Source organism: Emticicia fluvialis, assembly GCF_024793945.1.
Taxonomy (GTDB): Bacteria; Bacteroidota; Bacteroidia; order Cytophagales; family Spirosomataceae; genus Emticicia; species Emticicia fluvialis.
Genome location: NZ_JANUSD010000011.1, coordinates 70,802 through 96,927 on the forward strand (window position 1 = coordinate 70,802; position 26,126 = coordinate 96,927).

23 protein-coding genes are annotated in these 26,126 nt (G+C 41.7%); 3 read left to right on the forward strand and 20 right to left on the reverse strand.

All coding sequences use genetic code 11. The features are described from left to right. Positions 1 to 60 precede the first annotated feature (60 nt). The 4 genes from NZ848_RS13825 to NZ848_RS13840 all read right to left on the reverse strand — a co-directional run bounded on the left by NZ848_RS13825 (position 61) and on the right by NZ848_RS13840 (position 7,326). Entirely contained in the window at positions 61 to 2,505 is a 2,445-nt protein-coding gene (locus NZ848_RS13825; protein WP_259015975.1) for an ABC transporter permease, read from the reverse strand. 109 nt (positions 2,506 to 2,614) lie between these two features. Further along, positions 2,615 to 5,038 (reverse strand): ABC transporter permease, encoded by a 2,424-nt coding sequence (locus NZ848_RS13830; RefSeq protein ID WP_259015976.1) that lies wholly within the window; start codon positions 5,036 to 5,038, stop codon positions 2,615 to 2,617. 151 nt (positions 5,039 to 5,189) lie between these two features. Then, positions 5,190 to 5,867: an ABC transporter ATP-binding protein gene (locus tag NZ848_RS13835; RefSeq protein ID WP_101728012.1), complete on the reverse strand. Its 678-nt coding sequence runs from the start codon at positions 5,865 to 5,867 to the stop codon at positions 5,190 to 5,192. Between the two features lie 208 nt (positions 5,868 to 6,075). Next, on the reverse strand, positions 6,076 to 7,326 hold the full coding sequence (locus NZ848_RS13840; protein WP_253529172.1) for an efflux RND transporter periplasmic adaptor subunit: 1,251 nt from the start codon (positions 7,324 to 7,326) through the stop codon (positions 6,076 to 6,078). A gap of 355 nt (positions 7,327 to 7,681) precedes the next feature. On the opposite strand from NZ848_RS13840, the gene NZ848_RS13845 reads away from it, so the two are divergent. Beyond that, positions 7,682 to 9,034: a sigma-54-dependent transcriptional regulator gene (locus tag NZ848_RS13845; RefSeq protein WP_259015977.1), complete on the forward strand. Its 1,353-nt coding sequence runs from the start codon at positions 7,682 to 7,684 to the stop codon at positions 9,032 to 9,034. Positions 9,035 to 9,100: 66 nt separating this feature from the next. On the opposite strand, the gene NZ848_RS13850 is transcribed toward NZ848_RS13845, so the two are convergent. Then, positions 9,101 to 9,745, reverse strand: coding sequence for a pyridoxamine 5'-phosphate oxidase family protein (locus NZ848_RS13850; RefSeq protein WP_259015978.1), 645 nt, complete (start codon positions 9,743 to 9,745; stop codon positions 9,101 to 9,103). 91 nt (positions 9,746 to 9,836) lie between these two features. On the opposite strand from NZ848_RS13850, the gene NZ848_RS13855 reads away from it, so the two are divergent. Then, positions 9,837 to 11,318 (forward strand): aminotransferase-like domain-containing protein, encoded by a 1,482-nt coding sequence (locus tag NZ848_RS13855; protein ID WP_259015979.1) that lies wholly within the window; start codon positions 9,837 to 9,839, stop codon positions 11,316 to 11,318. Here the strand turns inward: NZ848_RS13855 and NZ848_RS13860 are convergent. From NZ848_RS13860 to NZ848_RS13925, 14 genes are all read right to left on the reverse strand, one after another. Further along, a complete protein-coding gene (locus tag NZ848_RS13860; RefSeq protein WP_259015980.1) occupies positions 11,302 to 11,661 on the reverse strand; it encodes an arsenate reductase in 360 nt (119 codons plus the stop codon). The genes NZ848_RS13855 and NZ848_RS13860 overlap by 17 nt on opposite strands. Positions 11,662 to 11,787: 126 nt before the next feature. Further along, positions 11,788 to 12,348 carry a DUF4136 domain-containing protein gene (locus NZ848_RS13865; protein ID WP_101728018.1) on the reverse strand — a complete coding sequence of 187 codons (561 nt, stop codon included), beginning with the start codon at positions 12,346 to 12,348 and terminating at the stop codon, positions 11,788 to 11,790. 214 nt (positions 12,349 to 12,562) lie between these two features. After that, complete coding sequence (gene aroB / locus NZ848_RS13870) at positions 12,563 to 13,588, reverse strand: 3-dehydroquinate synthase (protein ID WP_259015981.1); 1,026 nt, start codon at positions 13,586 to 13,588, stop codon at positions 12,563 to 12,565. A gap of 114 nt (positions 13,589 to 13,702) precedes the next feature. Continuing rightward, entirely contained in the window at positions 13,703 to 13,939 is a 237-nt protein-coding gene (locus NZ848_RS13875) for a hypothetical protein (protein ID WP_253529205.1), read from the reverse strand. Beyond that, positions 13,908 to 14,513, reverse strand: a complete 606-nt coding sequence (locus NZ848_RS13880; RefSeq protein WP_101728021.1) for an RNA polymerase sigma factor — start codon at positions 14,511 to 14,513, stop codon at positions 13,908 to 13,910. Before NZ848_RS13880 ends, NZ848_RS13875 begins: the two co-directional genes overlap by 32 nt. 1,053 nt (positions 14,514 to 15,566) lie before the next feature. Further along, a complete protein-coding gene (locus tag NZ848_RS13885; protein ID WP_259015982.1) occupies positions 15,567 to 16,259 on the reverse strand; it encodes a YjjG family noncanonical pyrimidine nucleotidase in 693 nt (230 codons plus the stop codon). A gap of 9 nt (positions 16,260 to 16,268) precedes the next feature. Beyond that, on the reverse strand, positions 16,269 to 16,586 hold the full coding sequence (locus NZ848_RS13890) for a (2Fe-2S) ferredoxin domain-containing protein (protein ID WP_253529210.1): 318 nt from the start codon (positions 16,584 to 16,586) through the stop codon (positions 16,269 to 16,271). Positions 16,587 to 16,669: 83 nt separating this feature from the next. Then, a complete protein-coding gene (locus tag NZ848_RS13895; RefSeq protein ID WP_259015983.1) occupies positions 16,670 to 17,098 on the reverse strand; it encodes a hypothetical protein in 429 nt (142 codons plus the stop codon). An 88-nt stretch (positions 17,099 to 17,186) separates the two neighbouring features. Next, positions 17,187 to 17,924 (reverse strand): shikimate dehydrogenase family protein, encoded by a 738-nt coding sequence (locus tag NZ848_RS13900; RefSeq protein WP_259015984.1) that lies wholly within the window; start codon positions 17,922 to 17,924, stop codon positions 17,187 to 17,189. Further along, positions 17,921 to 18,571 carry a VTT domain-containing protein gene (locus NZ848_RS13905; protein ID WP_253529227.1) on the reverse strand — a complete coding sequence of 217 codons (651 nt, stop codon included), beginning with the start codon at positions 18,569 to 18,571 and terminating at the stop codon, positions 17,921 to 17,923. The genes NZ848_RS13900 and NZ848_RS13905 overlap by 4 nt, the downstream gene beginning before the upstream one ends. A 47-nt stretch (positions 18,572 to 18,618) precedes the next feature. Continuing rightward, positions 18,619 to 19,443, reverse strand: coding sequence for a phosphosulfolactate synthase (locus tag NZ848_RS13910; protein ID WP_101728028.1), 825 nt, complete (start codon positions 19,441 to 19,443; stop codon positions 18,619 to 18,621). Between the two features lie 128 nt (positions 19,444 to 19,571). Next, positions 19,572 to 20,414, reverse strand: coding sequence for a hypothetical protein (locus NZ848_RS13915; RefSeq protein ID WP_259015985.1), 843 nt, complete (start codon positions 20,412 to 20,414; stop codon positions 19,572 to 19,574). 212 nt (positions 20,415 to 20,626) lie between these two features. Further along, complete coding sequence (locus NZ848_RS13920; protein ID WP_259015986.1) at positions 20,627 to 22,447, reverse strand: rRNA pseudouridine synthase; 1,821 nt, start codon at positions 22,445 to 22,447, stop codon at positions 20,627 to 20,629. 164 nt (positions 22,448 to 22,611) lie between these two features. Beyond that, on the reverse strand, positions 22,612 to 23,229 hold the full coding sequence (locus tag NZ848_RS13925; RefSeq protein ID WP_101728031.1) for an inorganic pyrophosphatase: 618 nt from the start codon (positions 23,227 to 23,229) through the stop codon (positions 22,612 to 22,614). 312 nt (positions 23,230 to 23,541) lie between these two features. On the opposite strand from NZ848_RS13925, the gene uvrB reads away from it, so the two are divergent. Then, positions 23,542 to 25,569 (forward strand): excinuclease ABC subunit UvrB, encoded by a 2,028-nt coding sequence (gene uvrB, locus NZ848_RS13930; RefSeq protein WP_259015987.1) that lies wholly within the window; start codon positions 23,542 to 23,544, stop codon positions 25,567 to 25,569. An 85-nt stretch (positions 25,570 to 25,654) separates the two neighbouring features. Here uvrB and NZ848_RS13935 read toward each other — a convergent pair whose 3' ends face one another. Then, positions 25,655 to 26,119, reverse strand: a complete 465-nt coding sequence (locus tag NZ848_RS13935; RefSeq protein ID WP_101728033.1) for a single-stranded DNA-binding protein — start codon at positions 26,117 to 26,119, stop codon at positions 25,655 to 25,657. Positions 26,120 to 26,126 lie beyond the last annotated feature (7 nt).

Sequence of the window (26,126 nt, forward strand, 5' to 3'; positions counted from 1 at the left end):
ACTTGTTTTAAAGTAAAGAAAATACTCTCCCTTAACTCCCCTTTAGGGGCTAGGGTTGTTTTACTCAGATTTCAAACTCTTTACAGGGTTCATTAATGCGGCTCTGATGGAATGAAAACTAATTGTAAACAGGGCAATTAAGACCAATAATATACCTGCCAGTGCAAAAATCCACCAATATAACTCGGTTCGGTGGGCAAAATCCTTTAACCAGTTCTGCATGGCAAAATAGGCCACCGGTGTTGCTATTACGAATGCAACGGCTACCATTTTCAGGAAGTCGATTGAGATAAGGCCAACGATACCACTGATACTGGCACCTAAAACTTTACGGATACCTATTTCTTTGGTACGTTGCTCTAGCACTATAAGCGCCACTGCAAACAGCCCCATACAAGAAAGCAAAACGGCTATACCTGCTGCCAGGCTGAATATCTGAGACAGGCGCTCTTCTTTCTTATACCAGCGGTCAACGTTTTCATTAATAAAAGAGCCATTAAATTCTTCGGTAGGCGCCAGCTTTTTCCATGTATTTTTTACTAATTCCATCGACTCACTCAGGTTCTTTGTCTGTGTGCGAATCAAAATATAGTTTACACTGCCTTTAGGTGCCATTTCAAGTGTGATTGAACGGCCTTCTCTGCGAAGCGAATACAGATAGAAGTCAGGAATTACACCTATAATTCTCTGCCGTCCAATTGCTGAATCTGGCATCAGAAATTTATCAACCACAAGGGTTTCACCCATTTGTTTCACCAGACTTTCGGTTACAATTAAAGCCGTAGAGTCGGTACCAAATGCCGGGGAGAAATCGCGCCCCTGTATGGTTTTTATACCAAGCGTTTTCAGAAAATCATAATCCACATAAAGCCAGTCGCTTATAATAGGACGTACATTTTTAGTGTCGTTTTCATTAGGATAATAATCAAACCCGGCGGTGCTTCTGGAAGAGGCACCATCAAGCCCATTACCAAAATTAATGCCCGAACCACTAACTGATACGATAGAAGGATACCTGGCAAGCTCATTTTTTATTTGCTTTACAGCAGTTTTATGGTCTAAAGCGCTACCAATAGGCACGCTTATAACCTGCTCTTTGTCATAGCCAAGCGGTTTGTTTTTCAGGTATTGCAGCTGTTCAAATATCACAATTGTACAACTGATAAGCAGACATGAAATTGAAAACTGAACAATAATCAACGAATTACGTAATACACCGGGTTTCTTTTTTGTAAGCCTGCCTTTCAATACTTCTACAATATTAAAACGAGAAGACACAAACGCAGGGTACCCGCCTGCAATGAGGGTTACTAGCAAAAAGCCAGGCAACACAATAACCAGATTGGAAGAATTCAGAAAGTTTTCAATAGATAGGCTTGATTGAAACAAACTATTAAACTGTGGCAGAAAACCATAAGCTGCCGCCAGACCTAAAAATATAGCCAATGTGCAAATCAAAAACGATTCTCCCCAGCCTTGTATAAAAAGTTGCCCTTTGTTAGCTCCCAGCGACTTCCGCACACCTACTTCTTTGGCCTGTGTTAATGATTTGGCTATGGTAAGGTTAATAAAGTTGATAGAGGCTATGAGCACTATCAGCAAGGCAATTATTAACAAAGTATAGATATAGCTTTTACTTACGCCACTGCCCCAACCCGTAATGGTATCGAAATGCACATCTTTAAGCGGCATCATTAACAAACTCAGGTATTGCCCTTGCCCGTTCTTCATTTTGCCAGATTTCCGGGCGTCTTCTAAGGCGGGTTTCATGTATTTACTTACCAGTGCCTCAAACCGCTTTTCAGTAGCCGCCTGGGTAGCGTTTTCTGCAAGCTTTACATATACCTGATGATTCTGGCTTGTCCATTTGTCTTTTATAGCTTCATAGCTGCCATGATTCTCAGACCTGATGAGAACGTCATACTCAATGCTTGAGTTTTTAGGGGCATCGTCAATAACGCCGGTTACCACAAAAGGTGTTTTACCCGTGGCCAGGTCAATAAGTAGTTGCTTACCCAAGGGGTCTACTTTACCAAATATATTCTCAGCTGTGGTTTTGCTGATAACCATACCGTTTTTATCTGCCAGAGCAGAATTAACATTGCCTTTCAGCAGAGGAAAAGAAAAAACCTTCAGGAAGTCGGCATCAACGGTTCTGACATTCTTTTCAAATTTCTTACCGTTATAAATAATTGGCCCACCTCCCCAGTTTATGCGGGTAGCCGCTTCTACCTCCGGATACTCGGCTTTTAAAGCAGATGTAAGCGGATAGGCCATAGCAGCGCTGTATTCTGGCTTACCCAACTTATCTACACTATTAAAATAGAGATAGTAAACCCGGTTGGCATCTTTATGAAAAGTATCATAAGAAAACTCGTAAGCCACAGTCAGGTAAAGCAGAATACTACTGCCAAAAGCCACAGATAGGCCAATAATATTAATGGCAGTATGCGTCTTGTTTTTCAACAACTTACGAAAAGCTATTTTTAAGTAATTTCGTATCATAGCCCCTGGTTTTAATGATTAAATTATATCTTTACCCCAAACGGTAGTATTTCAGACTTTCAGTATTCCCGATATTGGCTTTTTTGTTCCCCTTCAGGGGTTAGGGGCGTTACTCACTTTTAAGCGATTTTACCGGATTCATCAAAGCGGCCCTGATTGACTGGTAGCTTACCGTAAACAAGGCAATCATAATGGCTGTGGCGCCTGCTACTGCAAAAATCCACCAGCTTATGTTCGTTTGGTAGGCGAAATCCTCAATCCATTTATTCATCAGGTAGTAAGCCAATGGCGTGGCCAGCAGGATGGCTATTAAAACAAGGCTCAGAAACTCTTTTGAAAGCAGCATAACCAGATTTGGGATACTGGCGCCCAATACTTTACGGATGCCTATTTCTTTGGTACGCTGCGCCATTATCATCAGCGCAATGGCAAACAGCCCCATGCAGGAAAGAATAATGGTAAGCACTGCGGCGCTCATCACAATCTGCGACATCCGCTCTTCTTTTCTATATTGATTATTGGTGTTTTCGTCAAGAAACGACGGAAGGAATTCTGATTTAGGCGCAATTTCTTTATAGGCATTGCCTATTACATCTACAATTGATTTGGGAGCATCAGGAGCCAGTTTTACAAAAACATAGTTGATGCCAAAATCGCCGGGCATCATAAAAGTTATGGCTTCTATTTTATTTTTTAATGATTCAAAATGGTAGTCTTTTACAACGCCCACTATGGTTTTGCCGATACTATCGCCAATAGCTACTTTTTTGCCAATCGGGTCTTTGTAGCCCATTTGCTTGGCCATGGTTTCATTGATGATACATCCGCGGTCTTTATCGGTTGTAAACTGCCGAGAAAAGTCGCGGCCTTCTACCAGCTTTAACCCAAGTGTTTTTATGTAGTCGTAATCAATAGTCAGGCCATTGGTTCTATAGCTTTTACCTTCCATCTCAAAAGTAAACACTGATTTTGAACTTGACCCGTCCTTTCCTCTGCCGATGTTGATATCAGCGCCTGATATTACCAGAATCCTTGAGTCATTGGCCAGTTTATTGCGCACGTAGTCAAGCACCTTGCTGCCCTGTACCTCATTACCTATCGGAAAACTAATCACCTGTGTTTCATCAAAACCCAAAGGTTTGTTACGCAGGAAATCAATCTGTTTCCAGATTATTAACGTACAGCTAATCAATAAAATAGCAATGCTGAATTGCGCCACAATCAACGCGCTTCTGATTCCCCCAGAACGCGAGCTTACTTTTACTTTGCCCTTTAGCACTTCTATGGTATTAAACCGGGCAACGGCCAATGCCGGGTAACCACCTGCTATAAGGGTTATAACCAGAAAACTAAGCAATAGCAATATACCGACTGTGGGATTAAGCAGATTATGAAACGTCAGCTCGCTTCTGAACATGGCATTGTACTGTGGCATAAGCATGGTGGCCAGTACGCATCCTAAACCAAAGGCCATAACGCATATAATAAATGCCTCGCCCCAGAACTGACCCACAATCTGGGTTTTCAATGCTCCCAGGGCTTTTCTCATGCCCACTTCTTTGGCGCGGGTCATTGAGCGGGCAATAGACAGATTAATAAAATTAATACAGGCTATTAACAAAATGAGCCCGCTTATAACCAGCAGAATATACGGGTAAGTAATATCAATAGCCCGGTTGCCTTCAGCCTGTTTGTTAAAATGTAATCCGATTAGTGGTGCTATTCTAACACTTATAATTTCTCCTCTGTCATCAGGTTTCGCACCCTCTTTTTTTAGCTGGTCTATGCTTCCTTTAAAATATTTTCCGGCAAAAGACTTCATTTGCTTTTCTAAACTCTCAGCTTCTACCTTATCGGCCAACTGCACGTAGGCATCATGGTAATTTGAATTCCAACTGTCTTTTGTATCTTTATATTCTGGGTTGTTTTCAAAACGCATCAGTATTTCATTCTCTAACGATGAGTTTTTAGGAGCCTTTTCTACCACACCCGTTACCACAAACGCTTCAACTTGCCCGCCAAAATTCATATTAATTGTTTTCCCTATCGGGTCTGCCTTGCCGAATATATTCGCTGCCACTTCTTCATTTAAAACCACACTCCGAAGGTCGTTCAAGGCCGTAGCCGGACTCCCCTTCAGCATTTTAAATGAAAACATCTTCAGGAAATCGGCGTCTACATACCTTATGCTCTCGTCAATCGTCTTTTCCCCTTGCATAATCTGCACACCACCCCCTACAATGCGGGTGGCATATTTTATTTCAGAGCCAAAATCAGAAATTAAAGCCGGAGTAAGCGGCGCAGGCATGTTGCCCTGGTAATGTATTTTATCTGGTTGATTAATTTTAAAGTAGACCTTAAAGATGCGGTCTTTATTGGCCTGGAAGTCGTCGAAGGTAAATTCAAACCAGGCAGTAAGAAACAATAAAATGGCGCTCCCGAAAGCAATAGAGAGCCCAACAACGTTGATTGAAGTATAAGATTTATTCTTCCAAAGGTTTCGGAATGCGATTTTGAAATAATTTTTTAACATAGTTTTTCATAATTATGATTATACAAGAATCCTTCGGAAGGCAATAGCAATGCGAGCTTACTATATTTTTGGTTATAGTAAGCCCATTTTATATCAATGTTGCTTTAATTAAGTATACCTTATGAGACTAAAGCTCTGGTAAGGCAGTTAATTAAACGTGGAAGTTTTCAGTTACAACCTTGCCGTCAAACAGGTTAATGATTCGGTGAGAAAAGCCTGCATCATAAGGTGAGTGGGTAACCATAATAATGGTTGTGCCTTCGTTGTTCAATTCCTGAAGCAACTTCATTACCTCTTCTCCATTGGTTGAGTCAAGGTTACCAGTAGGCTCATCGGCCAGAATCAACTTTGGTTTGGCCACTACGGCACGGGCAATAGCAACACGTTGTTGCTGGCCACCCGATAGCTGCTGCGGAAAGTGATTACGGCGGTGCATGATGTTCATGCGCTCTAATACTTCTTCAACTTTTTTCTTGCGTTCGGTAACCGGAGTTTTCAGATACAAAAGCGGAAGCTCTACGTTTTCAAAAACGGTTAGCTCATCAATCAGGTTAAAGCTCTGAAAAACAAACCCGATATTACCTTTGCGGTGAGAAGCCCGCTCTCTCTCACTAAGTTTTGCCACTTCCACTCCATAAAAGTCATAGCTTCCTTCTGATGGATTATCCAGCAAACCCATGATATTGAGCAGAGTTGATTTTCCGCAACCAGACGGCCCCATAATAGCCACAAACTCGCCATCTTTGATGCTCATATCAATGCCATTGAGGGCTGTGGTTTCCACCTCTTCGGTAGTGAACACTTTCTGAAGATTAGATATTTTAATCATAATTTTGTTTTTAGGTTTGCGAAAATGGAAAAGTAGAATGGAGAACGTATGCCTCAACTATTCTCTGCTTCTTTCCATGTTCAATTTATATCTTTAAGTTAATAATCTGCTTTAAACTATTGGTTGGCTAACGGCACTTAATTGGTGCCGGCATTGAGTCTTTAAATGTTGTACCAAGAAAGAATGTTTTTTATCGATACCCACCCCTTTACTTCAATTGAAGCACTTCGTTGTCGCCAAAGTTTTCGTATGACGAAGTAATTACCTTTTCGCCCACCTCAAGCCCTTCCAGTACTTCAAAGAATTCAGGATTTTTACGACCCAAAGTAATTTTGCGTTTTACAGCTTTGGTTCCAGACTTATCTACCACATATACCCAGTTTCCGCCGGTATCTGAGAAGAAACCACCAACAGGCAGCAATACCGCTTTGGTAGCTTTGCCTAACTCGAGACGGATGGGTGATGACTGCCCTCTCTTAATACCTTCTGGTACTCCCTTCGAGAAAATCATGTCTACCTGAAAACGTCCGTTGCGAACTTCGGGATATATTTTGGTAATTTCAAGCGGATACTCTTTTCCGTTAAACTCAAAAGAGCCGCCAAGACCTGAAAAAATTCTTGAAATATAGTGTTCATCAATATCTACACGCATTTTAAATCCGTTCAGGTCATCTATCTGCCCGATGTTCTGGCCCTGGCTGATGTTTGAACCTACCTCAACATCAATAGATGACAACAAACCTGAAACGGGGGCTTTTACTACCAGATTCTCTAGTGTTTCGCGCCATAGCTGAACGTTCTTCTGGGTGCGCTCCAAGGTGCCCTCCAACTGTTTAATCTGCATGGCGGAGTTTTCTTCCTGATACTTTTGCGATTCCACATCAATTTCGCGTTGGCTTAACAGTTTTTCATAATCGCGTTTGGCTTTCAGATAATCTGCCTCTGGTATCACTTTGTCTGCATATAGTTTTTTGTTTCTGTCGTAGAGGTCTTTTGCCTGGTCGGTCAGGAAATCCAGGTCAGACATATTTTTGCGAATCGTAAATTTCTCCACCTTCAACCGCTGGCGCGTATTCTGCAGGTCATTCACCAATCGGCTGGCTTCTGTTTCCGACTGCAGGAAATTCAGTTTAAGGTTCTGGTTCTCCAGTTTCAGAATAACCTGGCCTTGTTTTACCATATTACCACCGTCTACTACTTTTTCTTTTACGTACCCACCCACAATGGCATCCAGACGGATAATTCTTAAAGGTAAAACCACACCTGTTACCACAATAAATTCATCAAAATTACCATTAGACACCTGCGAAATCGTCATTTTATCTTTTTCGGCATTCAGAGTCGAGCGGCGGTCTGCAAAAAGCAGGCTGTAGGCTGCAAATGAAGCAAATAATACTCCGCCGAGGGTTAACAGGATTCGTTGTTTATTCCAGAATTTCTTTTTAATCTGCTTGTCCATTGTATTCTTTAAAATTGCCGTACAATTTGCTTCTGACAAATTGCCGCAGTGACTGTTAGTTTAATTGATTAATTGCGATTTAAATCTGTAATTCCTTAATTCACAATGTGTGCCAAATATTTCAAATAACTGATTATCAGCACTTTATTAAATATTTACTCTTTAGAATTGTCCGTTTTCGGACAACACTTGTACGCACACGGACGAATGGCTGAAAAGCACTAAATTAACAGAAAAAATTAATCAGTTTATTATCAATTAGTTATCTTCGTCTTAAGAAAGTTATACTTTGAAAGGTATAATTTTTGTCGTAAAATGCATAAAACTACCTGATATTCTAATCTGACCCCGAATTATGTCTAAACTATTGATAATTGATGATGATGTAGATGTACTAAGCGCTGCTAAATTATTCCTGAAAAGACATTTTACTCAAGTTGATATTGAAAAAAATCCGGAGCGAATACCTTTTCTGGTTTCTAACGGGGATTACGACGTTATTTTGCTGGACATGAATTTCACACGTGACGTAAACACCGGTAAAGAAGGTTTTGAATGGCTCGACCGTATCCTGGATATAGACCCGAAGGCTTCTGTTGTGTTATTTACTGCATACGGAGATGTGGAAATGGCCGTGCGTGCCATTAAAGTTGGTGCGTCTGACTTTGTGCTGAAACCCTGGGAAAACGAAAAATTACTGGCCACGATGCAGTCGGCACTGGAAATCAGAGAACACCGAACAGGCAAAACACCAACGGTAAAACGCAAAGCCGAAGGTAAAGTTGAGATAATAGGCAAAAGCCCTGCCATGCTTAAAATTTTTGAGACCATTGAGCGTGTGGCAGCTACAGATGCCAATATTCTGATACTGGGCGAAAACGGAACCGGAAAGGATGTAATAGCAAGGGCATTACACGAAAGATCGGACCGGGCAGAAAGCCCTTTTGTACATGCCGACCTGGGGTCAATATCAGAGTCTTTGTTTGAGAGCGAGTTGTTTGGCCATGTAAAAGGGGCTTTTACCGATGCGCGGGAAGACCGCTTGGGCCGCTTTGAAGAAGCCAACGGCGGTACGATATTTCTGGACGAAATTGGCAATATACCTTTGCCTTTACAAGCCAAACTGCTGACGGTATTGCAGAACCGGAGTGTAACCAAAGTTGGTTCAAACAAATCAAAAAACGTTGATGTACGGCTTATCTGCGCAACCAACGAGCCAATTCATGCCCGTGTGGCGCAGCGCACTTTCAGACAGGATTTACTTTACCGTATCAATACCATTGAAATCAAACTTCCGGCTTTACGAGAAAGAACGGAGGATATTCTGCCACTTGCTGAACATTTTCTTAAGATTTATCGTAAAAAATATAACCGCCCGGTTAGCAGCATCAGCGCTGCTTTGGTAAAACAACTGCAACGCTACCAATGGCCTGGCAACGTGCGTGAGCTGCAACATGCCATTGAACGGGCTGTAATATTGTGCCAGGGCAACGTACTGCAACCTGAAGACTTTTTTGAAGGCCACCCTTTTGAAAAGCAGCAGGATTCGATGCCGTCTTTTGAACAGACATTCCAGCTGGATGAAATGGAAAAGATGCTGATCATTAAAACCCTGAAGAAATTTAATGGTAACATAACCGAGGCCGCCCGCGAAATGGGTCTTACCCGGCAAGCCTTGTATAGACGAGTAGAGAAATACGGGATTTAATGCGCAGATTTTACCTGAATATAAACAGAAAGGCCGGCTTAACCAGATTGAAGCCGGCCTTTCTGTTTATCGCTTATAATTCAACACATAATGGGGCACGGGTATTTCCTGCACCATTTTTGGGTCTGGTATGGGTGTATGCGGTTGTTGGCTTAGTGGCAGCACACCAGCCCATACAGGCCATTCCAAATCTTCTTCATCGTCATTCGGATTTCCGGTTCTTACCTTGGCCGATACCTCTTCAATAACAAAAGAAATAACCATTGTGGCTTTCATTTCTTTTGTATTGGGCTGTCTTACTTCTTCCCACCTGCCCGGTATTACCTGATTGGTAAATGCTTCCAGGGCATCCCAACGCTCCTGCTCGTCAGTTACCAGAGTTGCAGCACTAAAAAGCACTACAGAGCGGTAATTGACCGAGTGACTGAAAGCTGAACGCGCCAGCACCAGACCGTCCAGAAAAGAAACGGTCAGGCAAACCCGACGTCCGTCGGCAATATTACGCATGAAATGGCTACCCACCGAACCATGAATATATAATTTATTACCCATACGGCAGTAGCCTGTTGGTATCATCATTGGTTGGCCCTCATGTACATAGGCAATATGGCAAAGCAGGCCTTCATCCAGAATCTTATAAATGGTTTCCTGGTCATACAGCCCTCTTTTAGCAGACCGGCTGATTTTGGTATTGTTTGTAATCGGATACATAATATTTAATGATAATAGCGATTTATAAGGCAAATGTATATCTTTACTGGATTAGCCCACTCATCCAATTTCACATAATCGGGTAGTCCAGATGAAAACACCATTTAAAAGCCTTATCAGTTTAGACAAGTCGCATTCTATTCCCTTGTATATTCAGATTGCCAACGCCATCATCAAGCAAATTCAGGCAGGAACTCTGCCAACTAACTCGCCTTTGCCCGGCACCCGCCAAATGGCTGCGTTACTGCAAATACATCGAAAAACAGTAATTGCAGCGTACGAGGAGCTGTTGTCGCAGAACTGGGTAGAAACCTTACCACAAAGAGGGACTTTCGTAGCAGGTAAACTGCCGGTGCTGCAACCCACGCAATTCTCAACAGAGGTGGGCAGAGTAGAACAGGGAATTATTCTAAAAAACAGATTGAATAAACAATGGACAATACCTTTACCCCCCAGTATTAACCACAGGCTGGCGTTTAATGATGGAATACCCGACGTAAGACTGGCCCCACGCGAAGAATGGGCAAAGCTCTACGCACACCATATACGCTATGCCGATACTGCCACTATGACTTATACCAACCCCAGGGGAAGTCTCAGATTCCGCTCTATTTTTGCCAGATACCTGAACGAAACCAGAGGAATACAGGCCAATGCTGAAAACATTATCACTACCCGCGGTAGCCAGATGGGTATTTACCTGGCCGGTTTAACCTTGCTGCAAAAAGGTGATACAGCCATTGTAGGTGAGTTGAATTACAGGGCTACCAATTATACCTTCAGGCAATTGGGCGCCGACCTGGCTACTATACCGGTTGATGAAGAAGGCTTACAGGTGGAAGCCATTGAGGATATTTGTCTGACTAAAAAAGTAAAACTGGTTTATGTTACTTCGCACCATTATCATCCTACGACGGTAACACTAAAACCCGAACGGCGACTAAAACTATTGGCACTGGCTGAAAAATACCAGTTCTTTATTTTAGAAGATGACTACGACTATGACTACCATTATGCCAATGCGCCTATATTACCCCTTGCCAGTGCCGACAGATACGGCTGGGTTGTATATCTGGGGTCATTCACCAAACAGATTGCCCCTGCTTTCAGGGTGGGTTATGTAGCCGCCCATGAAACCATTATTGATGAAATGACTCGCTTAAGACGCGTAATAGACCGCCAGAATGATTCTATTCTTGAAGAATGCCTGGCAGATATGCTCAAGAACGGAGATTTGAAACGTTATACTACTAAAGCCCTGAAAGTGTACAGAGAACGACGAGACTTTACATGCAGCCTATTGAAAGAATCGCTGGGTGATGTTATTCAATTCAGAATTCCTGACGGTGGTATGGCCATCTGGGCGCAGTTTGCGCAGGATATACCACTTGGCACACTATCTGAAAAAGTTGCTTCATACGGCTTATACCTGGCAAACGGCCAAACATATACCGACGAAAAACCGGACATAAATGCCTGCAGAATGGGCTTTGCAGGCATGAATCAGAAAGAAACAGAAGATGCTGTCAGAATCCTGAAAAAAGTTGTAGGCTCGTTTAAGCCCCGGGGGTAAAAATAGCTTTGTACTCGTCTGCCTTAAAACCAACGGCCAGCACCTTACCGTCTTTTTCTACAACGGGTCTTTTAATAACTGAAGTTTTTTCCTGCATTAGCTGAACTGCCACAGCGGGGTCTCCTACGGTTGGTTTAACCTCGTCAGGCAATTCTTTAAAAGAAGTGCTGGCTTTATTGAACAGTTTTTCTAAGGGTACTTGTGCAAGCCAGTCATTCAGTTTTTCTTCACTAATACCCTCTTTTCTGTAATCATGAAACTGAAACTCAATCTGGTTGGCTTTCAGCCAGTCTAGTGTTTTTTTAATTGTGTCGCAATTAGGGATTCCGTAAACCGTTAGCATAATGATAAATTAAAAATGAGGAACGTGACACATTCCTCATTTTGTGTATAAAATTCTCAATACAAAAATACTAAAAAAGTATTGGCTCTTGGTAAGCAGGCAATTAAAAAAACACACTAACCAGCCCTAAAGGTCCTCAATTTTTCGGGGTTTTTCACCAGCTGCAAAAAGCGGATACTGGTCAAAAATATTACGCACCACACTTCTGTAATAATTAACCGGTTTGTTAACTTTTTTATTAAAAACGCCCGAAGCGTATCCCCTCCAGATTAACCTGCTGCTTTCGGCATCCAGCAAAGAAACCAGTATCATGCCTCCGCCAAAATGCAAATTCTGTGTTTTGTAAGTTTCATCATCATCAAAATGGTTCACCCAGCGATCTAATGACGGTTGAAAATACCCTTTGTAATCCACACGATCACGGATAATGCTGTAGCTAACCAATAAACCCGGGTCGTTGTCGGTTACTTTATATCCCCTGGCTTTCATTTGCCTGCGAATGGCATCCTGAATTTCAGTACAGATAAAGGAGGTGTCGACTTCGCAATTTAAAAAGTTGTAGGTCTTGTATTTGGTAAAGTCAGTCTCATAACTGTAATCATTGTCAACCAATAATCTGAGCGAATTACAGCTGGTAGAGGCAATACCTAGAACAAGAAGAGCAGAGAGCAAATACAGTTTTTTCATACGACATACAGATTAGATTAATTTCAGTTAAATAAAGCTTAGAAACAAAAAACTTAATAACAACCTCACAAATCTGCCGAGCGGATACTCATCAAATTTATCTATAGTTTTGTTAAAAGTCAAGATATGCTTAAGGGTGTTATTTTACTGGCATCTATCCGTAAATCGACTTTTTCTCCTGCCCGTTTTCAGGTTTTTTGGTTAACCTGCTCCCTCACTTAACGTAGTACTCCAGGGCTTTTTTCATTTCGTTTTTTGACACTGCGATATCGTAAAGACAGCTACCCGCACCATTAATTAATGAGAAACGTATTTCTTTACCCTTATTTTTTTTGTCCTGAAGGGTATGCTCTATTATAGCCCCGAAGTCTTCGGTTTTCATGGCTATTTTTCCATAAACCGAAAATATAAACTCTTCTATGCGCGCCAATGTTTGCTCGTCAATCAATTTTCTTTCAAAAGCTATATACGACTCGCAGAGCATTCCGGTTGCAATGGCTTCGCCATGAAGCAGTTTTTTTTTGCCTTTATCTAAAAAATAGGTCTCAATGGCATGCCCAAGCGTATGCCCGAAGTTGAGAATTTTCCGCAGGCCTTTCTCTGTGGGGTCTTGTTCAACTACCTTTTTCTTGATTTCAACCGAGTGCGCAATCAGGTCTCGCAGGTCTTGCTGCTCAAGGTCTTTTTTTCTGATTTCGTTCCATTTTTCACCATCCTGAATGAGGCAGTGCTTAATAATCTCGGCAAAACCAGAGCGCTTTTCCCGTTCAGAAAGCGTATCCAGAAACACCGGGTCTATCAACACGGCTTTAGGAAGCGTAAAAACGCCAAGGTGGTTTTTCAGGCCCTTGAAATCAATTCCGAGTTTTCCACCTACACTGGCATCAACCTGAGCCAGAAGTGTGGTCGGAACCTGAATAAAATCTATGCCTCTCTTATAGGTGGCAGCACAAAAGCCACCCATGTCGCCTATTACGCCACCGCCCAGGTTTATCATCAGGGCATGGCGGTCAAGCTCGGCATCGGTCATGCCCGACCAGATTTCTTCGCAAGTAGCCAGATTTTTATGCTCTTCTCCGTTTTTTACGGTTATAAGCGTATGTTTTGGCAGTGAATCTTTTACTAAAGTGTAGCAGTATTTCCTGGTATTGGTATCGGTCAGAACAACAATTTTAGAATAGTCTTTCTGCGCCAGATAATTTTTCAGGCTTTCGGAAATAGGAGATATAATAACAGACATTTTACCTTTCGTTCGTTAAAGAACCAAAGGTAAGGAATCATTTAAAGATTTACCAGATGCCATACTTACATTTCGGGTTTAAACCCTGGCAAAGACAAAACAAAAAGCCCAAAATTAAATTTTGGGCTCGTAATTCCGTGAGAAATTCAATATGTTGTCAATAGCTTTATCAGAGGGCGAAAGTTGGATCTGGTCTAATCCTAGTTTAATATCTGCACAATCAAGATAGAAGTCAAGCAACTCCGGTTCATGAAGCATGGCGTCTTCAATCAGTGCGTTTTCCTGACCTGATGTCTCGTTATACAAATAGCGAATTACATCATTTTGCGTATTGGTAAAGGTTTGTATCATAAGCATATGCTGTTTTACTCATCATTTTTCTAAGGTTGATGAGAGCATAACGCATTCTGCCTAACGCCGTGTTGATACTTACGCCAGTAGCATCTGCAATTTCCTGAAAACTCATGTCGTCATAATGACGCATCACAAGCACTTCTCGCTGCTGGTCAGGAAGACGTTTAATCAGATCTCTCAGATGCTCGTGAGACTCCCGTTTGATTTGCATCGATTCGATAGAGTCTTCCGCAAACTCAAGTGTATTAAATACACTGCTTCCGTCTTCAAACACTACGCTAGGGTAACGTTTCTCTCTCCGGAAAAAGTCAATTGCCAAATTGTGAGCTATTCTTAATACCCATGGAAGAAACTTGCCTTCTTCGTTATACTTACCTTCGCGTAAAACTTCTACAGCTTTTATGAAGGTGTCTTGTAGCAAATCTTCTGCTACATACTGATCTTTAACAACAAGGTAAATGGTAGTATAGACTTTAGACTTATAGCGTTGTACAAGTGTCGCAAAAGCCTTTTCGTTACCGCGGATATACAATGATACTAGCTCACTATCGCTAACTTGGATTTTTCCCATTTCTGTATTTCAATTTAGTTAACGTAGAGGTTCAAATCATATTGTATATTCTGGTTTTTAATTTAGAAGATTTTTTTTGAATGGTTAAAGATAGACAATAAAATCAATTTCTGTCAAGGGTTTGGCACAAAATTTTAGTTAACAAAATGTTAACAAACCAAATGTTATTCTGGGTTTATCGTTATACGCAAAATAAAAAGAAAAAAAATGCGTGTAGCATTTTGTTTAATCGTTTTTTAATAAAAAACTGAAAATCAATACATTATGCAGGCATAATATTACATATTTTTTTTCGTCCCGGCACCCGCTTTTTCGTGCGGCTATTCCTCAGCAAAATACTTGCTCTCTCTAGAATTTAACCGGTAATGCTCTCTTATTTTTTTTAAAATTAACAAATCACGTAGAAAAAAATCTTTATCGGCAATTAGCCTGCATTCACAACTCGATAGTGCATCTTGATAAACTAATGTTTTTTCAGGTAAAAATCATAATTGTATTATTCTAATATGCCCTATGCCCCAGGTGCATTCTATGAAGCAGAGTCTTTGATGGCACGTATTTAACACTATACCGTTAAATAATTTACAATTAAAATAATTGGCTTGAAAGTTTTTTTTTAGTAATTCTGATAAGCCATCTATTCGGCTCTTCTCAAATAAGATTTAATGTATATGTAGAATTCTATGAAAAATTTAGCAGGCATTTATAAACTGACAAATTCAAGGGTATTTGCAGTTCTTTATCCTTTAAGTTTTATTTTAGCCGACATATTAACGAAGAACCAACAGATAAGATTTCAGTTAAAAGTCACCATTTGTCTTTTGGGAATTGCAATAATAGGATTCAATTTCGTATTTAGTTATCTGCTCAAAGACAAGAATATGACAACAAGGTGGTTACTCTCATTTCTTATTGGAATCATTTGCGTTATGGCTTATGTCGTATATTTTAAGCCTCAATTTTAACCCACAAAGGGGCTGTCCAAAAGTATTTTCAGGCAAATAATCTTCGGCAAAGATTATTTGGCAGCACTTGGCTTTTTAGACACCCCCTTTATAGTATCTCTTTCAGCTCTACCAGCCGCTTAATATCAAAAGTGGGCTTCTGGTCAGTCTTTATACCATCCGGATTATAGAAGACCGAATCCATTTGCGCATTAATAGCCCCCAGAATGTCGGCTTCATAATTATCACCAATCATCAGGCTTTCATCAATTCGGGCTTTGGTTACATTTACGGCGTAGTCAAAAATCTTCTTATCGGGCTTGCGGGCTTCGGCTCTTTCGTTTGTAATTACTTCCCGAAAATAATGCTCTATCTTTGAGCTTTTTATTTTCTTTGCCTGCACATCCTGCCAGCCATTACTGATAATATGTATTTCATAGTTGGGGGCAAGGAAATCGAGCACGTCTAGCGTACCCTCAATCAAATGCGATTTTTGTGGCAGTAATTCAAGAAAGGCTTCGTTCAGTTCCAAACCCAGTTTTTCGTCAGCCTCAACGCCCAGATTAACCAGTGTGTCTCTGAACCGTCTACGGCGCAGTTCTTCATGGGTTATCTGGTTAGACTCCAGCATAGCCCAATAGCGGCGGTTAACTACTGAAAATTCGGCCTGAAAAACACCAAGACCGTCAATATTCCAGGAATGCAAACCGAAACTTTCATATAACTCAGCCAATGACTCCCTTGAGTTCTTCTCAAAGTCCCACAGGGTGTGGTCAAGGTCAAAAAAGAGGTGCTTATACATGGCCAAATATTAAGCTCTTGCAGGAAACTTGAGCGTAAGGCGCTCAACAGGCTGGTTATTTACCAGGTGACTTTCTACAATTTCTTCTACGTCAGACAACTGAACATTGCCATACCAAACCCCTTCAGGATAAACCACCATTGATGGCCCAAAAGCGCAGGCATCCAGACATCCGGATTTCTGTGCTCTGATATCAAGCTGTAAACCTTTCTCTTTAAGAGATGCCTTAAAGGCTTCAACTAGCTCCATGCCATGTACACTGCCGCACGATTTCTTCGGTGCTTCCTTGTCGTTGGTACAAATAAATACGTGTTTCTTAAACTTCATAAAATATGGTTATAAATAAAGACGCCACAAAGGTACAAAAACTTTGTGGCGTCTCATGCTATTTAAATATGTTCATTCTATTATCAGAACCAGCCGAATGGGTCCCATAAACCACCCAGACCCCAAAAGATAGTAGATATTACACAACCCCACAGCGCTTTTCGTACTTCGTCGTGATCATTATCTGTTATAAAATATACCAGCCCGAGGCCTACAATTCCTAAGCAACAACCCCACCAGAAACCACCTGCAATGGGCATTTCCTGTGGTGTTAAAAGGTTAGTTTCAGTAGTTGTAACCAATTTAAAACCCTCCAGCAATTCAGGGTGATTTTTCTTTACCGTTTCAAGTGTTGCCTCTGGGTGGTCTGCCAGATACTTTTCAAGTTTATCAACTTTGGCAAACTCGTCATTAACAGAGGTTTCTTTATACTCCAGATCAACCGGAGCAGCAAAGCCTGAAACAACCAGACAAAAAAAGAAAATAAGTAGAAAAGATAGTCTCGTTTTCATAAGGTGTGCTAAGATTATTTATTAAACAATACATTTCTTACCTGCAAGATGCACTTTACCTTTAAAGCGTTGCATAGCAGGCCATATTTTATGAATTCCAGATTTCCCAGGCTTTTTCAGCTTGCAGATGCAGCATTTCTAAACCATTGTGGGTTTTTGCCCCTTGCTCCTCTCCTTTTTGCAGAAACAACGTCTGTACGGGGTTATAAACCAGGTCATAGAGGTAATGGTTAGCCGTTAACCTTTCATAGGGGATGTCCGGGCATACCTCAGACTTCGGATAAGTACCTACCGGAGAACAATTGATAATAAGCTGATAATTATCAATTTCAGACTTTAAATCATCATAACTAATGGTATCATCGGTTTTTGTTCTCGAAACTATCCTGAAAGGAATCGATAAATCATTCAATGCAGCTATTACTGCTTTGGCAGCTCCGCCATTACCCAAAACCAGGGCTTTTAATGCAATATTGGCCGGAATAAACTCTTCCAGAGAGGTTTTAAAACCGTAATAGTCAGAATTGAAGCCTATCAGTTTGCCATCTGCGGCAATTTTAATAACGTTTACGGCACCAACTTTAAGGGCAGAAGCATCCAATCCGTCCAAAAAAGGCATCACAGCCTGTTTATGCGGAATTGTAACATTAAGCCCTTTGAGGCCAGGGGTATTACTGATTATTTGCGAAAATTGCTCAATCTCGGGTAGTTCAAACAGCTCGTAGGCATGGCTATCAGCCAGACCCAATTGCTCAAACTTTCCGGTGAAATACTTCTTCGAAAAAGAATGCCCCAGCGGATACCCTATCAGTCCGTAGATATTCATTTGGCCTTACTGAAGAATTTAGCTTTAATAATTGCCCATATCATAGGGGCAATAGAAATGAAAACTATGCCTAAAACAACTTTTTCGAAGTTAAGCTTTACCCATTGGTTTGAGCCCAGGAAATAACCCAGTAACGTAATAGAAGTTACCCATAAAATAGCCCCCAGAATACAGAACATAATATATTTTGGGTACTTCATGCTTCCGGCACCGGCCACAAAAGGGGCTATGGTACGCACAATTGGCATAAAGCGGGCCAGAATTACGGTTCTTCCACCATGTTTTTCGTAAAACTCTTCGGTTTGGGTAATATAAGAGCGTTTCAGAAAAAGGATTTTATCTCTGGACTTGATATAGTTGCTGAAGTTTTTACCAACCAGGTAATTAACGTTGTCGCCCAGTAAAGCCGCCAGAATTAAAAGCGGGATGATGAGGGTAACGTCCAGTTTTCCTGTTGATGAAGCCAGCAAACCGGCTGCAAAAAGTAATGAGTCGCCGGGCAGCAGAGGCATAATAATAAGACCTGTTTCAACAAAAACTATCAGAAACAATATGCCGTAGGTAAGGGTATCGTATTTATCAAGAAAACCCTGCAAGGTAAAAAGAGGGTCTTTGAGTAAGTCAATCAGAAAGTGTATAATTTCCATAAATGTGGAGTGCTTTACTAAGATGAAGGGTAAGTGTTTTAAGAATATTATTCGTCCTGAGTAATACGGCGGTCGCTGCTATATTTACCCAGTTTGAAACGTTTTTTGGTTTTTTCGGTCAGGAAATTACCGAAAGTATCTCCTCTTAGCCCTAAACGTATGGTTTCCAAAGGTATAACCTCGTTCGGAGCAATATTACCCACATTTACATTAGGCCCTACCAGTTTTACAAAGTACACCTGTTGCGATTTCTGAGGTGCCTCCCAAATTATTTTCTCGGCTGGTATGGCATGAATAATCTCATCTACAAGCCCCTGACGAACCTCACCACTGCTACGGAACAAACCCACGTTGCCGCCCTCACGTGCCTCGCCAATTACCTTCCAGGCGCCTGCGTCCAGTTCTGCCTGCATCATTTCAATCCATTTGTAGGGGGCAAATATCTTTTCAGCATCTTTTGAACCTACCTCAGACAGCACCTTGGCACGTTTAGCCAGCCGCGTAATATATTCGCACTTTTCATCATGTGCTATTTCAATAGAGCCGTCTGATACCTCGCAGTGTTCAAGACCAAATTCATCCAATACCCTCAGGTAGTCTTCAAACTGGTCTCTCACAACAAAAGCTTCAAATAATGTACCGCCAAAATAAACCGGTATTCCGGCGTCTTTATAAGCTTTTAATTTATCTTTCAGATTAGGTGTTACGTATGAAGTGGCCCAGCCCAGCTTTACAATATCAATGTGTGGTGCAGAAATAGAAAGCATATCTTCTACTTCTCTGATGCTCAAGCCTTTATCCATCACCATTGTTAAACCTGACTCACGGGGCTTGCCTGTACGTTTGGGAACTTGACTTAGGTTATAATTCATTCTATGTCTCAACTTTTTTGCAAATGTAATAATTTTTAGATAATAGCACTTACTTTGTATAGATGTGGCAGTAAATAAAATGGCAATGACCACATCAAAAACTTACAAAATCTGAATACGAGGCAAACTCAATATTTCTTAGACAAAAGCTGGTTGAGACCAATAAAGTAGCCGATAACCGGAGATAACCCATACCCCATTACGATAACCGGAAAATTGCCAATAAACGCAGATAGCAGGGTGATAGAAAAATACACGCCTAATGAAAAAGACAATAAGCTATTGCTACCGGTACCATGCACAAAAAAAGGTGCGGCTAATAATGCCAGTAATACAATTGCTGTATACTGTAAGAATTTACTGATATGGCCGGCCAGATAAACAATCCGCTCTACGTAATCCACCGGGGCAAGGCCGTCCAGGTTCAGCCATGTATAAAGGTTGGCAGCAGATACAAACAATATTAATAATACCTTATGCAATGGGAGTTTGCAACGGCTCCACAACAGAAGCATTGCCGAAATTGAAAATGCTGAAACCTGCGATGCGTCAGGCTGCATAAGCAAAATAACAGTTACTATCGTAAATAAAAGCAAAGGCCTGAGGGTTCCCTCCTGCCTAAAAATCAGCATCAGAAAAACCGGGCAGGTTATAAGGCCGGCATTCAGATTCAGGCCCCCTGCAAAAACCCACCGGTGCACGCCATACATATCTTTATTAAAAAAGGTAAACAAAAGAAAACCAACAGATAAACCTGCAACTAAATTAAGGTTGCGGGCTGGAAAAGTCTTTTGCCGGCTTTGGATAAACAAAGTTACCAGAATACCCAAAATAGTAGCCGCAAGGTTGGTAAGCCAGAAAACTTTTGATACTCCGGTATGGTACATGATGTACGCACCGAACAGACAAGCGGGTAAAGGAATGAGAGAGCGTCTGAAAACTCTCCATCCGGGAAATTTAATGGCCGACATGTAAGAAAGCTAAGTGGTTAAGGATTATCAGGAATAAGCATACGGGAAATATTTCAACAGAAACATTTCAGATTCAAAATTAGTGAAGCAGAACAGTAAAACCATTTACAACCCAACAAAAAAAAATGGCTTTACGGCTCTCAGATTTTATTCAGGGAGCCATAAAGCCTATTATACCTAAGAATAGATACTAATTAACTAATATCCGGTTTTTATATCATATACTTGAGTCTGATAACCTCTTTCTCGGTCAAAAAACGCCACTTGCCTCTTGGCAAATCTTTTTTATTCAAACCTGCATAGGTGGTGCGGTCAAGTTTGAGTACTTCATAACCGAAATGCTCAAAAATACGACGTACAATGCGGTTTTTACCACTATGTATCTCAATACCTACAACTTCTGCATCTGGTGTTACCAAAGCAAGGTCGTCTGCTTTTATGAAGCCATCTTCCAGGTCAATACCTTCTTTAATAGCATCAAAATGCTCGGTTGAAATAGGCTTGTCAAGTTCAACCTGATAAATCTTTCTTATCTCGTTAGAAGGATGAGATAGCTTTTCTGCCAGTTCGCCATCGTTTGTCAAAAGCAGCAAGCCCGTTGTGTTTCTATCAAGCCTGCCCACCGGATACACCCTTTCTTCGCAGGCATTGGCCACCAGGTCCATTACGGTTTTGCGCTCATTGGGGTCTTCGGTAGTAGTAATAAAATCTTTGGGTTTGTTCAGCAACAAATAAACCAGTTTTTCGCGGTTCAATATTTTTTTACCATATTTTACTACATCACTGGGTTTAACTTTGTAGCCCATTTCAGTTATTTCCTTGCCATTAACCGTAATCTGACCTGAGGCAATCAGCTCGTCAGCATCTCGGCGCGAAGCAATACCTGCATTTGAAATGTAGCGGTTCAGTCTTATTAATCCATCAATATCTTTCTCTTCCTGTTCTACTTTACGCTTTACCCTGGGGGGTAAAGAGTTTTTCATTTTATCAAGATTGTAGTTAGGAGCAGCTACTTTAGATGCGCTTGCCTGGTTTTCTTTTCTTTCATCTCTGGCACCTCTGCTGTAACCTCTTTCTTCGCGTCTGTCGTCACGTTTTTCGAATCGTGGTTTCTCTCTGTCAAATGGTTTTTTCTCAGCAAAATCACCACCTTCTCTTCTAAACGATGGTCGTTCTGCGCGTTCAGTGCCAAATGGCTTTTTGTCGCCGAAAGTACGTTTATTTTCAAATCCACCTTCCTCTTTCTTAAAGAACGGTCTCTCGGGGCGGTCGCCGGTAGCTGGCTTTCTGTCGCCAAAACCACTTTTTTTATCAAATCCACCTTCTGTTCTTTTCTGAAAAGGGCGGTCTGGGCGGTCACTACCAAATGGTTTTTTCTCTCCATAAGGGCGTTTATTTTCGAACCCGCCATCCTCTTTTTTTACATAAGGACGAGCCGGACGCTCATCACCATAGGATTTTTTCTCTCCATAAGGGCGTTTGCTTTCAAATCCGCCCTCGTCTTTTTTCGCGTAAGGACGAGCCGGACGGTCGCTGCCATAGGATTTTTTCTCTCCATAAGGGCGTTTGCTTTCAAATCCACCTTCGTCTTTTTTCGCATAAGGACGGGCCGGACGGTCGCTGCCATAGGATTTTTTCTCTCCATAAGGGCGTTTGCTTTCAAATCCGCCTTCGTCTTTTTTCACGTAAGGACGAGCCGGACGGTCGCTGCCATAGGATTTCTTTTCTCCATAAGGGCGTTTATCGTCAGCAGCTTTCCTTTCAAAAGGTCGGTCTGAAGATGTTGCGGCAAACGGCTTTTTTGCGCCGAAAGGCCTCTTCTCTCCGAAACGTGGTTCAGAGAAACTTCTATCAAATCCTTCTTTTTTTGGAAAATTGCCTTTTGGCCTGGCGGCGGAGTCAGTTTTTTTACTTGCGTAAGGACGTTTGTCGTCTGAGTAGCTTTTTTTATCCGAGCGTTGGTCGGATCTTGATGAGACCGGTTTTTCTTTACCCTCCGTTCTTGGTCTCCGGGGTCTTTCAGTATTCTTCATGAGTTTGCAGCATCACTGCTGTAATTAATTGATTATCAATTGCAAAGGTACAACAATAATACAAGATTCCTATATTGCTATAATTATTACTGTACCACCGCTGTTAAAAAAACAAACGGGGCATCACCTGAGTTATGCCCCGTTGATATCTTGTAACTTTAAACTTAAATAGGTTTAAAGATTAAATCTCTGTAATCCATCATCGACTTCCTGATTACCTCATGCGCACCTTCACGGCCATAAACATTAGATATCTCAATGGCATTTTTTTCGTCAGGTAAGCTCTTATAGGTAAGGAAATAGTGTTTCAGACGCGTAATGATCGCTTCCGGCAGCTCACTGATATCCTTAAATTTCTGATAAATTGGGTCTGCTACCAGCACAGCAATAATTTTATCGTCAGCCTCGCCTTTGTCTAATAAACACAAACCGCCAATAGGTATAGCTTGTAATAAAATGTCACCATGCGGAATATGGTGGCTCGACAACACACAAATATCAAGCGGGTCACCGTCCCCCTCTGTTACTTTATCTGAGCCACGTTCGCGGGCCAGTTTTGCTACTTCTTCTCCGCAATAGGTTTGTGGAATAAACCCGTATAACGAAGGGATAATGTTTGAATATTTCTGAGGACGATCGATTTTCAAATAACCTGACTCCTTATCTACTTCATATTTAATGGTATCAGAAGGCACAATTTCAATAAATACTGTTACTGTTTCTGGGGCCTTTTCTCCAACAGGAATACCATGCCAAGGGTGTGCTTTGTAAACTGGCTTCATAAAACTTGATTTTTGGGCAAAATAAATATAATTCTTCCGAAATCTAACACCGTTTTTTCTATGTAATTACATTTGGCAGAAACTTAATCTTAGATTCTATGAATTGTCCTGTAACAACTTTAACCAGTCATATCCTTTCCTGAAATTCGTACTGTGGCTTTACTTTTTATTCTTACTTTGCCCGGGCTTCAAAATCTGTCTGCTATTGCCCTGAAAAAGTTTATGTATAGTTTCTGATAAACAAAAAACACGAAACTATAACAACACGACTTTTGTTTTAAAACGATAGGCTTACTGACCAGACTGTAAATTATGCAATACAAACTAACCTCAGAGTACAAACCTACCGGCGACCAGCCAGTGGCCATAAAAAAACTGGTGGAGGGAATCAGAAATGGAGAAGAAACCCAGGTTTTACTGGGTGTTACGGGTTCTGGTAAAACATTTACCGTTGCCAATGTAATTGCCCAGCTAGACCGCCCCGTGCTGATACTGAGCCATAATAAAACACTGGCCGCCCAGCTTTATGGCGAGTTTAAGCAGTTCTTCCCCGAAAACGCTGTTGAATACTTCATCAGCTATTATGATTACTACCAGCCGGAGGCGTACATTGCCACTACCAATACCTATATTGAAAAAGACCTGATGATTAATGAGGAAATTGACAAGCTGCGGCTTTCAACGGTTTCGTCACTGATGTCTGGTCGGCGCGATGTAATCGTAATAGCATCGGTTTCATGTATTTATGGTGCAGGTAACCCCCATGAAATGAAGCAGAGCATTATTCAGATAAAAGTGGGCGAGCAGGTAAGCCGAAACCAGTTTTTATATCAGCTTGTTTCGATACTTTATTCGCGTACAGAAGCTGAGTTTACGCGGGGGAATTTCAGAGTAAAGGGAGATACCGTTGATTTATACCCCAGTTACGCCGACTTTGCCTACCGTTTTATTTTCTTTGGCGATGAGATTGAAGAAATACAGCGGATTGACCCCACCAATGGCAAAAAACTATCGACTGAAAAACAAATAGCGATTTTTCCTGCTAACCTGTTTGTAACCGGTAGAGATGTGATGCAAAACGCTATTCACGAGATTCAGGACGAGATGGTAAGGCAGGTAAAGTACTTTGAGTCTGACGGCCGCAGGCTGGAAGCGCAACGCATACAGGAACGAACCGAGTTTGACCTGGAAATGATGCGCGAACTGGGTTATTGCTCAGGTATAGAAAACTACTCACGCTTTTTTGACAGACGCCAGCCGGGCCAGAGGCCTTTCTGCCTGCTTGACTACTTCCCGGAAGACTTTATTTTGGTAGTAGACGAGAGCCACGTATCAATGCCCCAGATTAGGGCCATGTGGGGAGGAGACCGCTCGCGCAAGGAATCGCTGGTGGAATACGGATTCCGGCTGCCATCAGCTATGGACAACCGGCCATTGAAATTTCAGGAATTTGAAGAGCTGATAGGCCAGGCCATTTACGTAAGCGCCACCCCGGCCGATTATGAGATAAGAAAAGCAGAAGGTGTGGTAGTAGAGCAGATTATCCGGCCGACCGGGCTGCTTGACCCTAAGATTGAAGTAAGACCAAGCATTAACCAGATTGATGATTTACTGGAAGAAATTCATTTAAGGGTTGAACGCAAAGAAAGGGTTTTGGTAACCACACTAACCAAAAGGATGGCCGAAGAAATGAGCCGGTATCTCGACAAAGTGGGTATCAAGGGCCGCTACATACACTCTGAGGTAAAAACTTTTGAACGGGTTGAAATCCTTCGTGAATTGCGCCTTGGCATTTTTGATGTTCTGGTGGGGGTAAACCTTTTGAGAGAGGGTCTGGACCTGCCTGAGGTATCGCTGGTTGCTATTATGGATGCCGATAAGGAGGGCTTCCTGCGTGATATCCGCTCGCTGATACAAACGATTGGTCGGGCAGCACGTAACGAAAACGGTAAAGTACTGATGTATGCAGATACCATAACGGGTTCAATGGCAAAAGCCATTGAAGAAACTGAAAGACGCCGGGCCAGACAGATGGCCTACAATGCGGAGCATGGTATTACACCCAAAACGGTATTTAAAAGCAGAGAGGCCATTATGGAGCAAACCTCTATTGCCGACAGCCGCGCCAGCACCAAAACGTATTATATTGAACCACAGGAAGTTAGCATAGCCGCCGACCCTGTTGTAAGCTATATGAACAAAGGCCAGCTACAGAAATTAATGGATGAAACCCAGAAAAAAATGGAGCGTGCTGCCAAAGAACTTGACTTCCTGGAGGCTGCCCGTTTCAGAGACGAAATGATGCAACTGAAAGAGAAAATAGAACAAGTGCCAGCGTAGAAATAAGTTTTTGTTTATAAAATGCGTCGGGTTTCAAAACGTTTTGAAACCCGACTCATTTTATATTCTACCAGTATTGAATGACTTAAAACGGCAAATCATCGCCACCATCGCCGGCCATTTCAATAGGTGGTGGGGTTGGTACAGGTGCAGGTTTAGGTGCAAAATTGTTGCTGTTACCGTATGACGGCGCTGCGTCACTTTCTTCGGCATTACTGCTTCTGCCACCTATCAGCTGAATAGCCGTTCCTCTTACTCTGGTTGTATATCTCTCCTGCCCGTTCTGGTCAGTCCATTTTTCGGTTCTTATCTTCCCTTCAATGTAAGCCATGTCTCCCTTTTTCAGATACTGCTCAGCTACATTTGCCAGATTCTCCCAAAGCTCAATTCTATGCCATTCTGTTTGTTCTACCTTTTCTCCGTTTCTGTTGGTATAGTTCTCAGACGTAGCAATGCTAAAGTTTACTACTTTACCACCGCTTGGAAGCGTACGGACTTCAGGGTCAGACCCTAATCTTCCTAATAAAATCACTTTGTTTACTCCAGCCATTTTTTTA

Excerpts from the sequence above, each read along its gene's own strand:
- NZ848_RS13845 (WP_259015977.1), top strand. The coding sequence starts at position 7,682 with ATGTCTAAACTATTGATAATTGATGATGATGTAGATGTACTAAGCGCT.
- NZ848_RS13880 (WP_101728021.1), bottom strand. The coding sequence starts at position 14,513 with ATGGGAAAAATCCAAGTTAGCGATAGTGAGCTAGTATCATTGTATATC.
- NZ848_RS13825 (WP_259015975.1), bottom strand. The coding sequence starts at position 2,505 with ATGATACGAAATTACTTAAAAATAGCTTTTCGTAAGTTGTTGAAAAAC.
- NZ848_RS13865 (WP_101728018.1), bottom strand. The coding sequence starts at position 12,348 with ATGAAAAAACTGTATTTGCTCTCTGCTCTTCTTGTTCTAGGTATTGCC.
- NZ848_RS13875 (WP_253529205.1), bottom strand. The coding sequence starts at position 13,939 with ATGATACAAACCTTTACCAATACGCAAAATGATGTAATTCGCTATTTG.
- NZ848_RS13860 (WP_259015980.1), bottom strand. The coding sequence starts at position 11,661 with ATGCTAACGGTTTACGGAATCCCTAATTGCGACACAATTAAAAAAACA.
- NZ848_RS13925 (WP_101728031.1), bottom strand. The coding sequence starts at position 23,229 with ATGAAGCCAGTTTACAAAGCACACCCTTGGCATGGTATTCCTGTTGGA.
- NZ848_RS13920 (WP_259015986.1), bottom strand. The coding sequence starts at position 22,447 with ATGAAGAATACTGAAAGACCCCGGAGACCAAGAACGGAGGGTAAAGAA.
- NZ848_RS13915 (WP_259015985.1), bottom strand. The coding sequence starts at position 20,414 with ATGTCGGCCATTAAATTTCCCGGATGGAGAGTTTTCAGACGCTCTCTC.
- NZ848_RS13840 (WP_253529172.1), bottom strand. The coding sequence starts at position 7,326 with ATGGACAAGCAGATTAAAAAGAAATTCTGGAATAAACAACGAATCCTG.
- NZ848_RS13835 (WP_101728012.1), bottom strand. The coding sequence starts at position 5,867 with ATGATTAAAATATCTAATCTTCAGAAAGTGTTCACTACCGAAGAGGTG.
- NZ848_RS13895 (WP_259015983.1), bottom strand. The coding sequence starts at position 17,098 with ATGAAAACGAGACTATCTTTTCTACTTATTTTCTTTTTTTGTCTGGTT.
- NZ848_RS13910 (WP_101728028.1), bottom strand. The coding sequence starts at position 19,443 with ATGAATTATAACCTAAGTCAAGTTCCCAAACGTACAGGCAAGCCCCGT.
- NZ848_RS13900 (WP_259015984.1), bottom strand. The coding sequence starts at position 17,924 with ATGAATATCTACGGACTGATAGGGTATCCGCTGGGGCATTCTTTTTCG.
- NZ848_RS13850 (WP_259015978.1), bottom strand. The coding sequence starts at position 9,745 with ATGTATCCGATTACAAACAATACCAAAATCAGCCGGTCTGCTAAAAGA.
- uvrB (WP_259015987.1), top strand. The coding sequence starts at position 23,542 with ATGCAATACAAACTAACCTCAGAGTACAAACCTACCGGCGACCAGCCA.
- NZ848_RS13890 (WP_253529210.1), bottom strand. The coding sequence starts at position 16,586 with ATGAAGTTTAAGAAACACGTATTTATTTGTACCAACGACAAGGAAGCA.
- NZ848_RS13885 (WP_259015982.1), bottom strand. The coding sequence starts at position 16,259 with ATGTATAAGCACCTCTTTTTTGACCTTGACCACACCCTGTGGGACTTT.
- NZ848_RS13855 (WP_259015979.1), top strand. The coding sequence starts at position 9,837 with ATGAAAACACCATTTAAAAGCCTTATCAGTTTAGACAAGTCGCATTCT.
- NZ848_RS13935 (WP_101728033.1), bottom strand. The coding sequence starts at position 26,119 with ATGGCTGGAGTAAACAAAGTGATTTTATTAGGAAGATTAGGGTCTGAC.
- NZ848_RS13905 (WP_253529227.1), bottom strand. The coding sequence starts at position 18,571 with ATGGAAATTATACACTTTCTGATTGACTTACTCAAAGACCCTCTTTTT.
- NZ848_RS13830 (WP_259015976.1), bottom strand. The coding sequence starts at position 5,038 with ATGTTAAAAAATTATTTCAAAATCGCATTCCGAAACCTTTGGAAGAAT.
- aroB (WP_259015981.1), bottom strand. The coding sequence starts at position 13,588 with ATGTCTGTTATTATATCTCCTATTTCCGAAAGCCTGAAAAATTATCTG.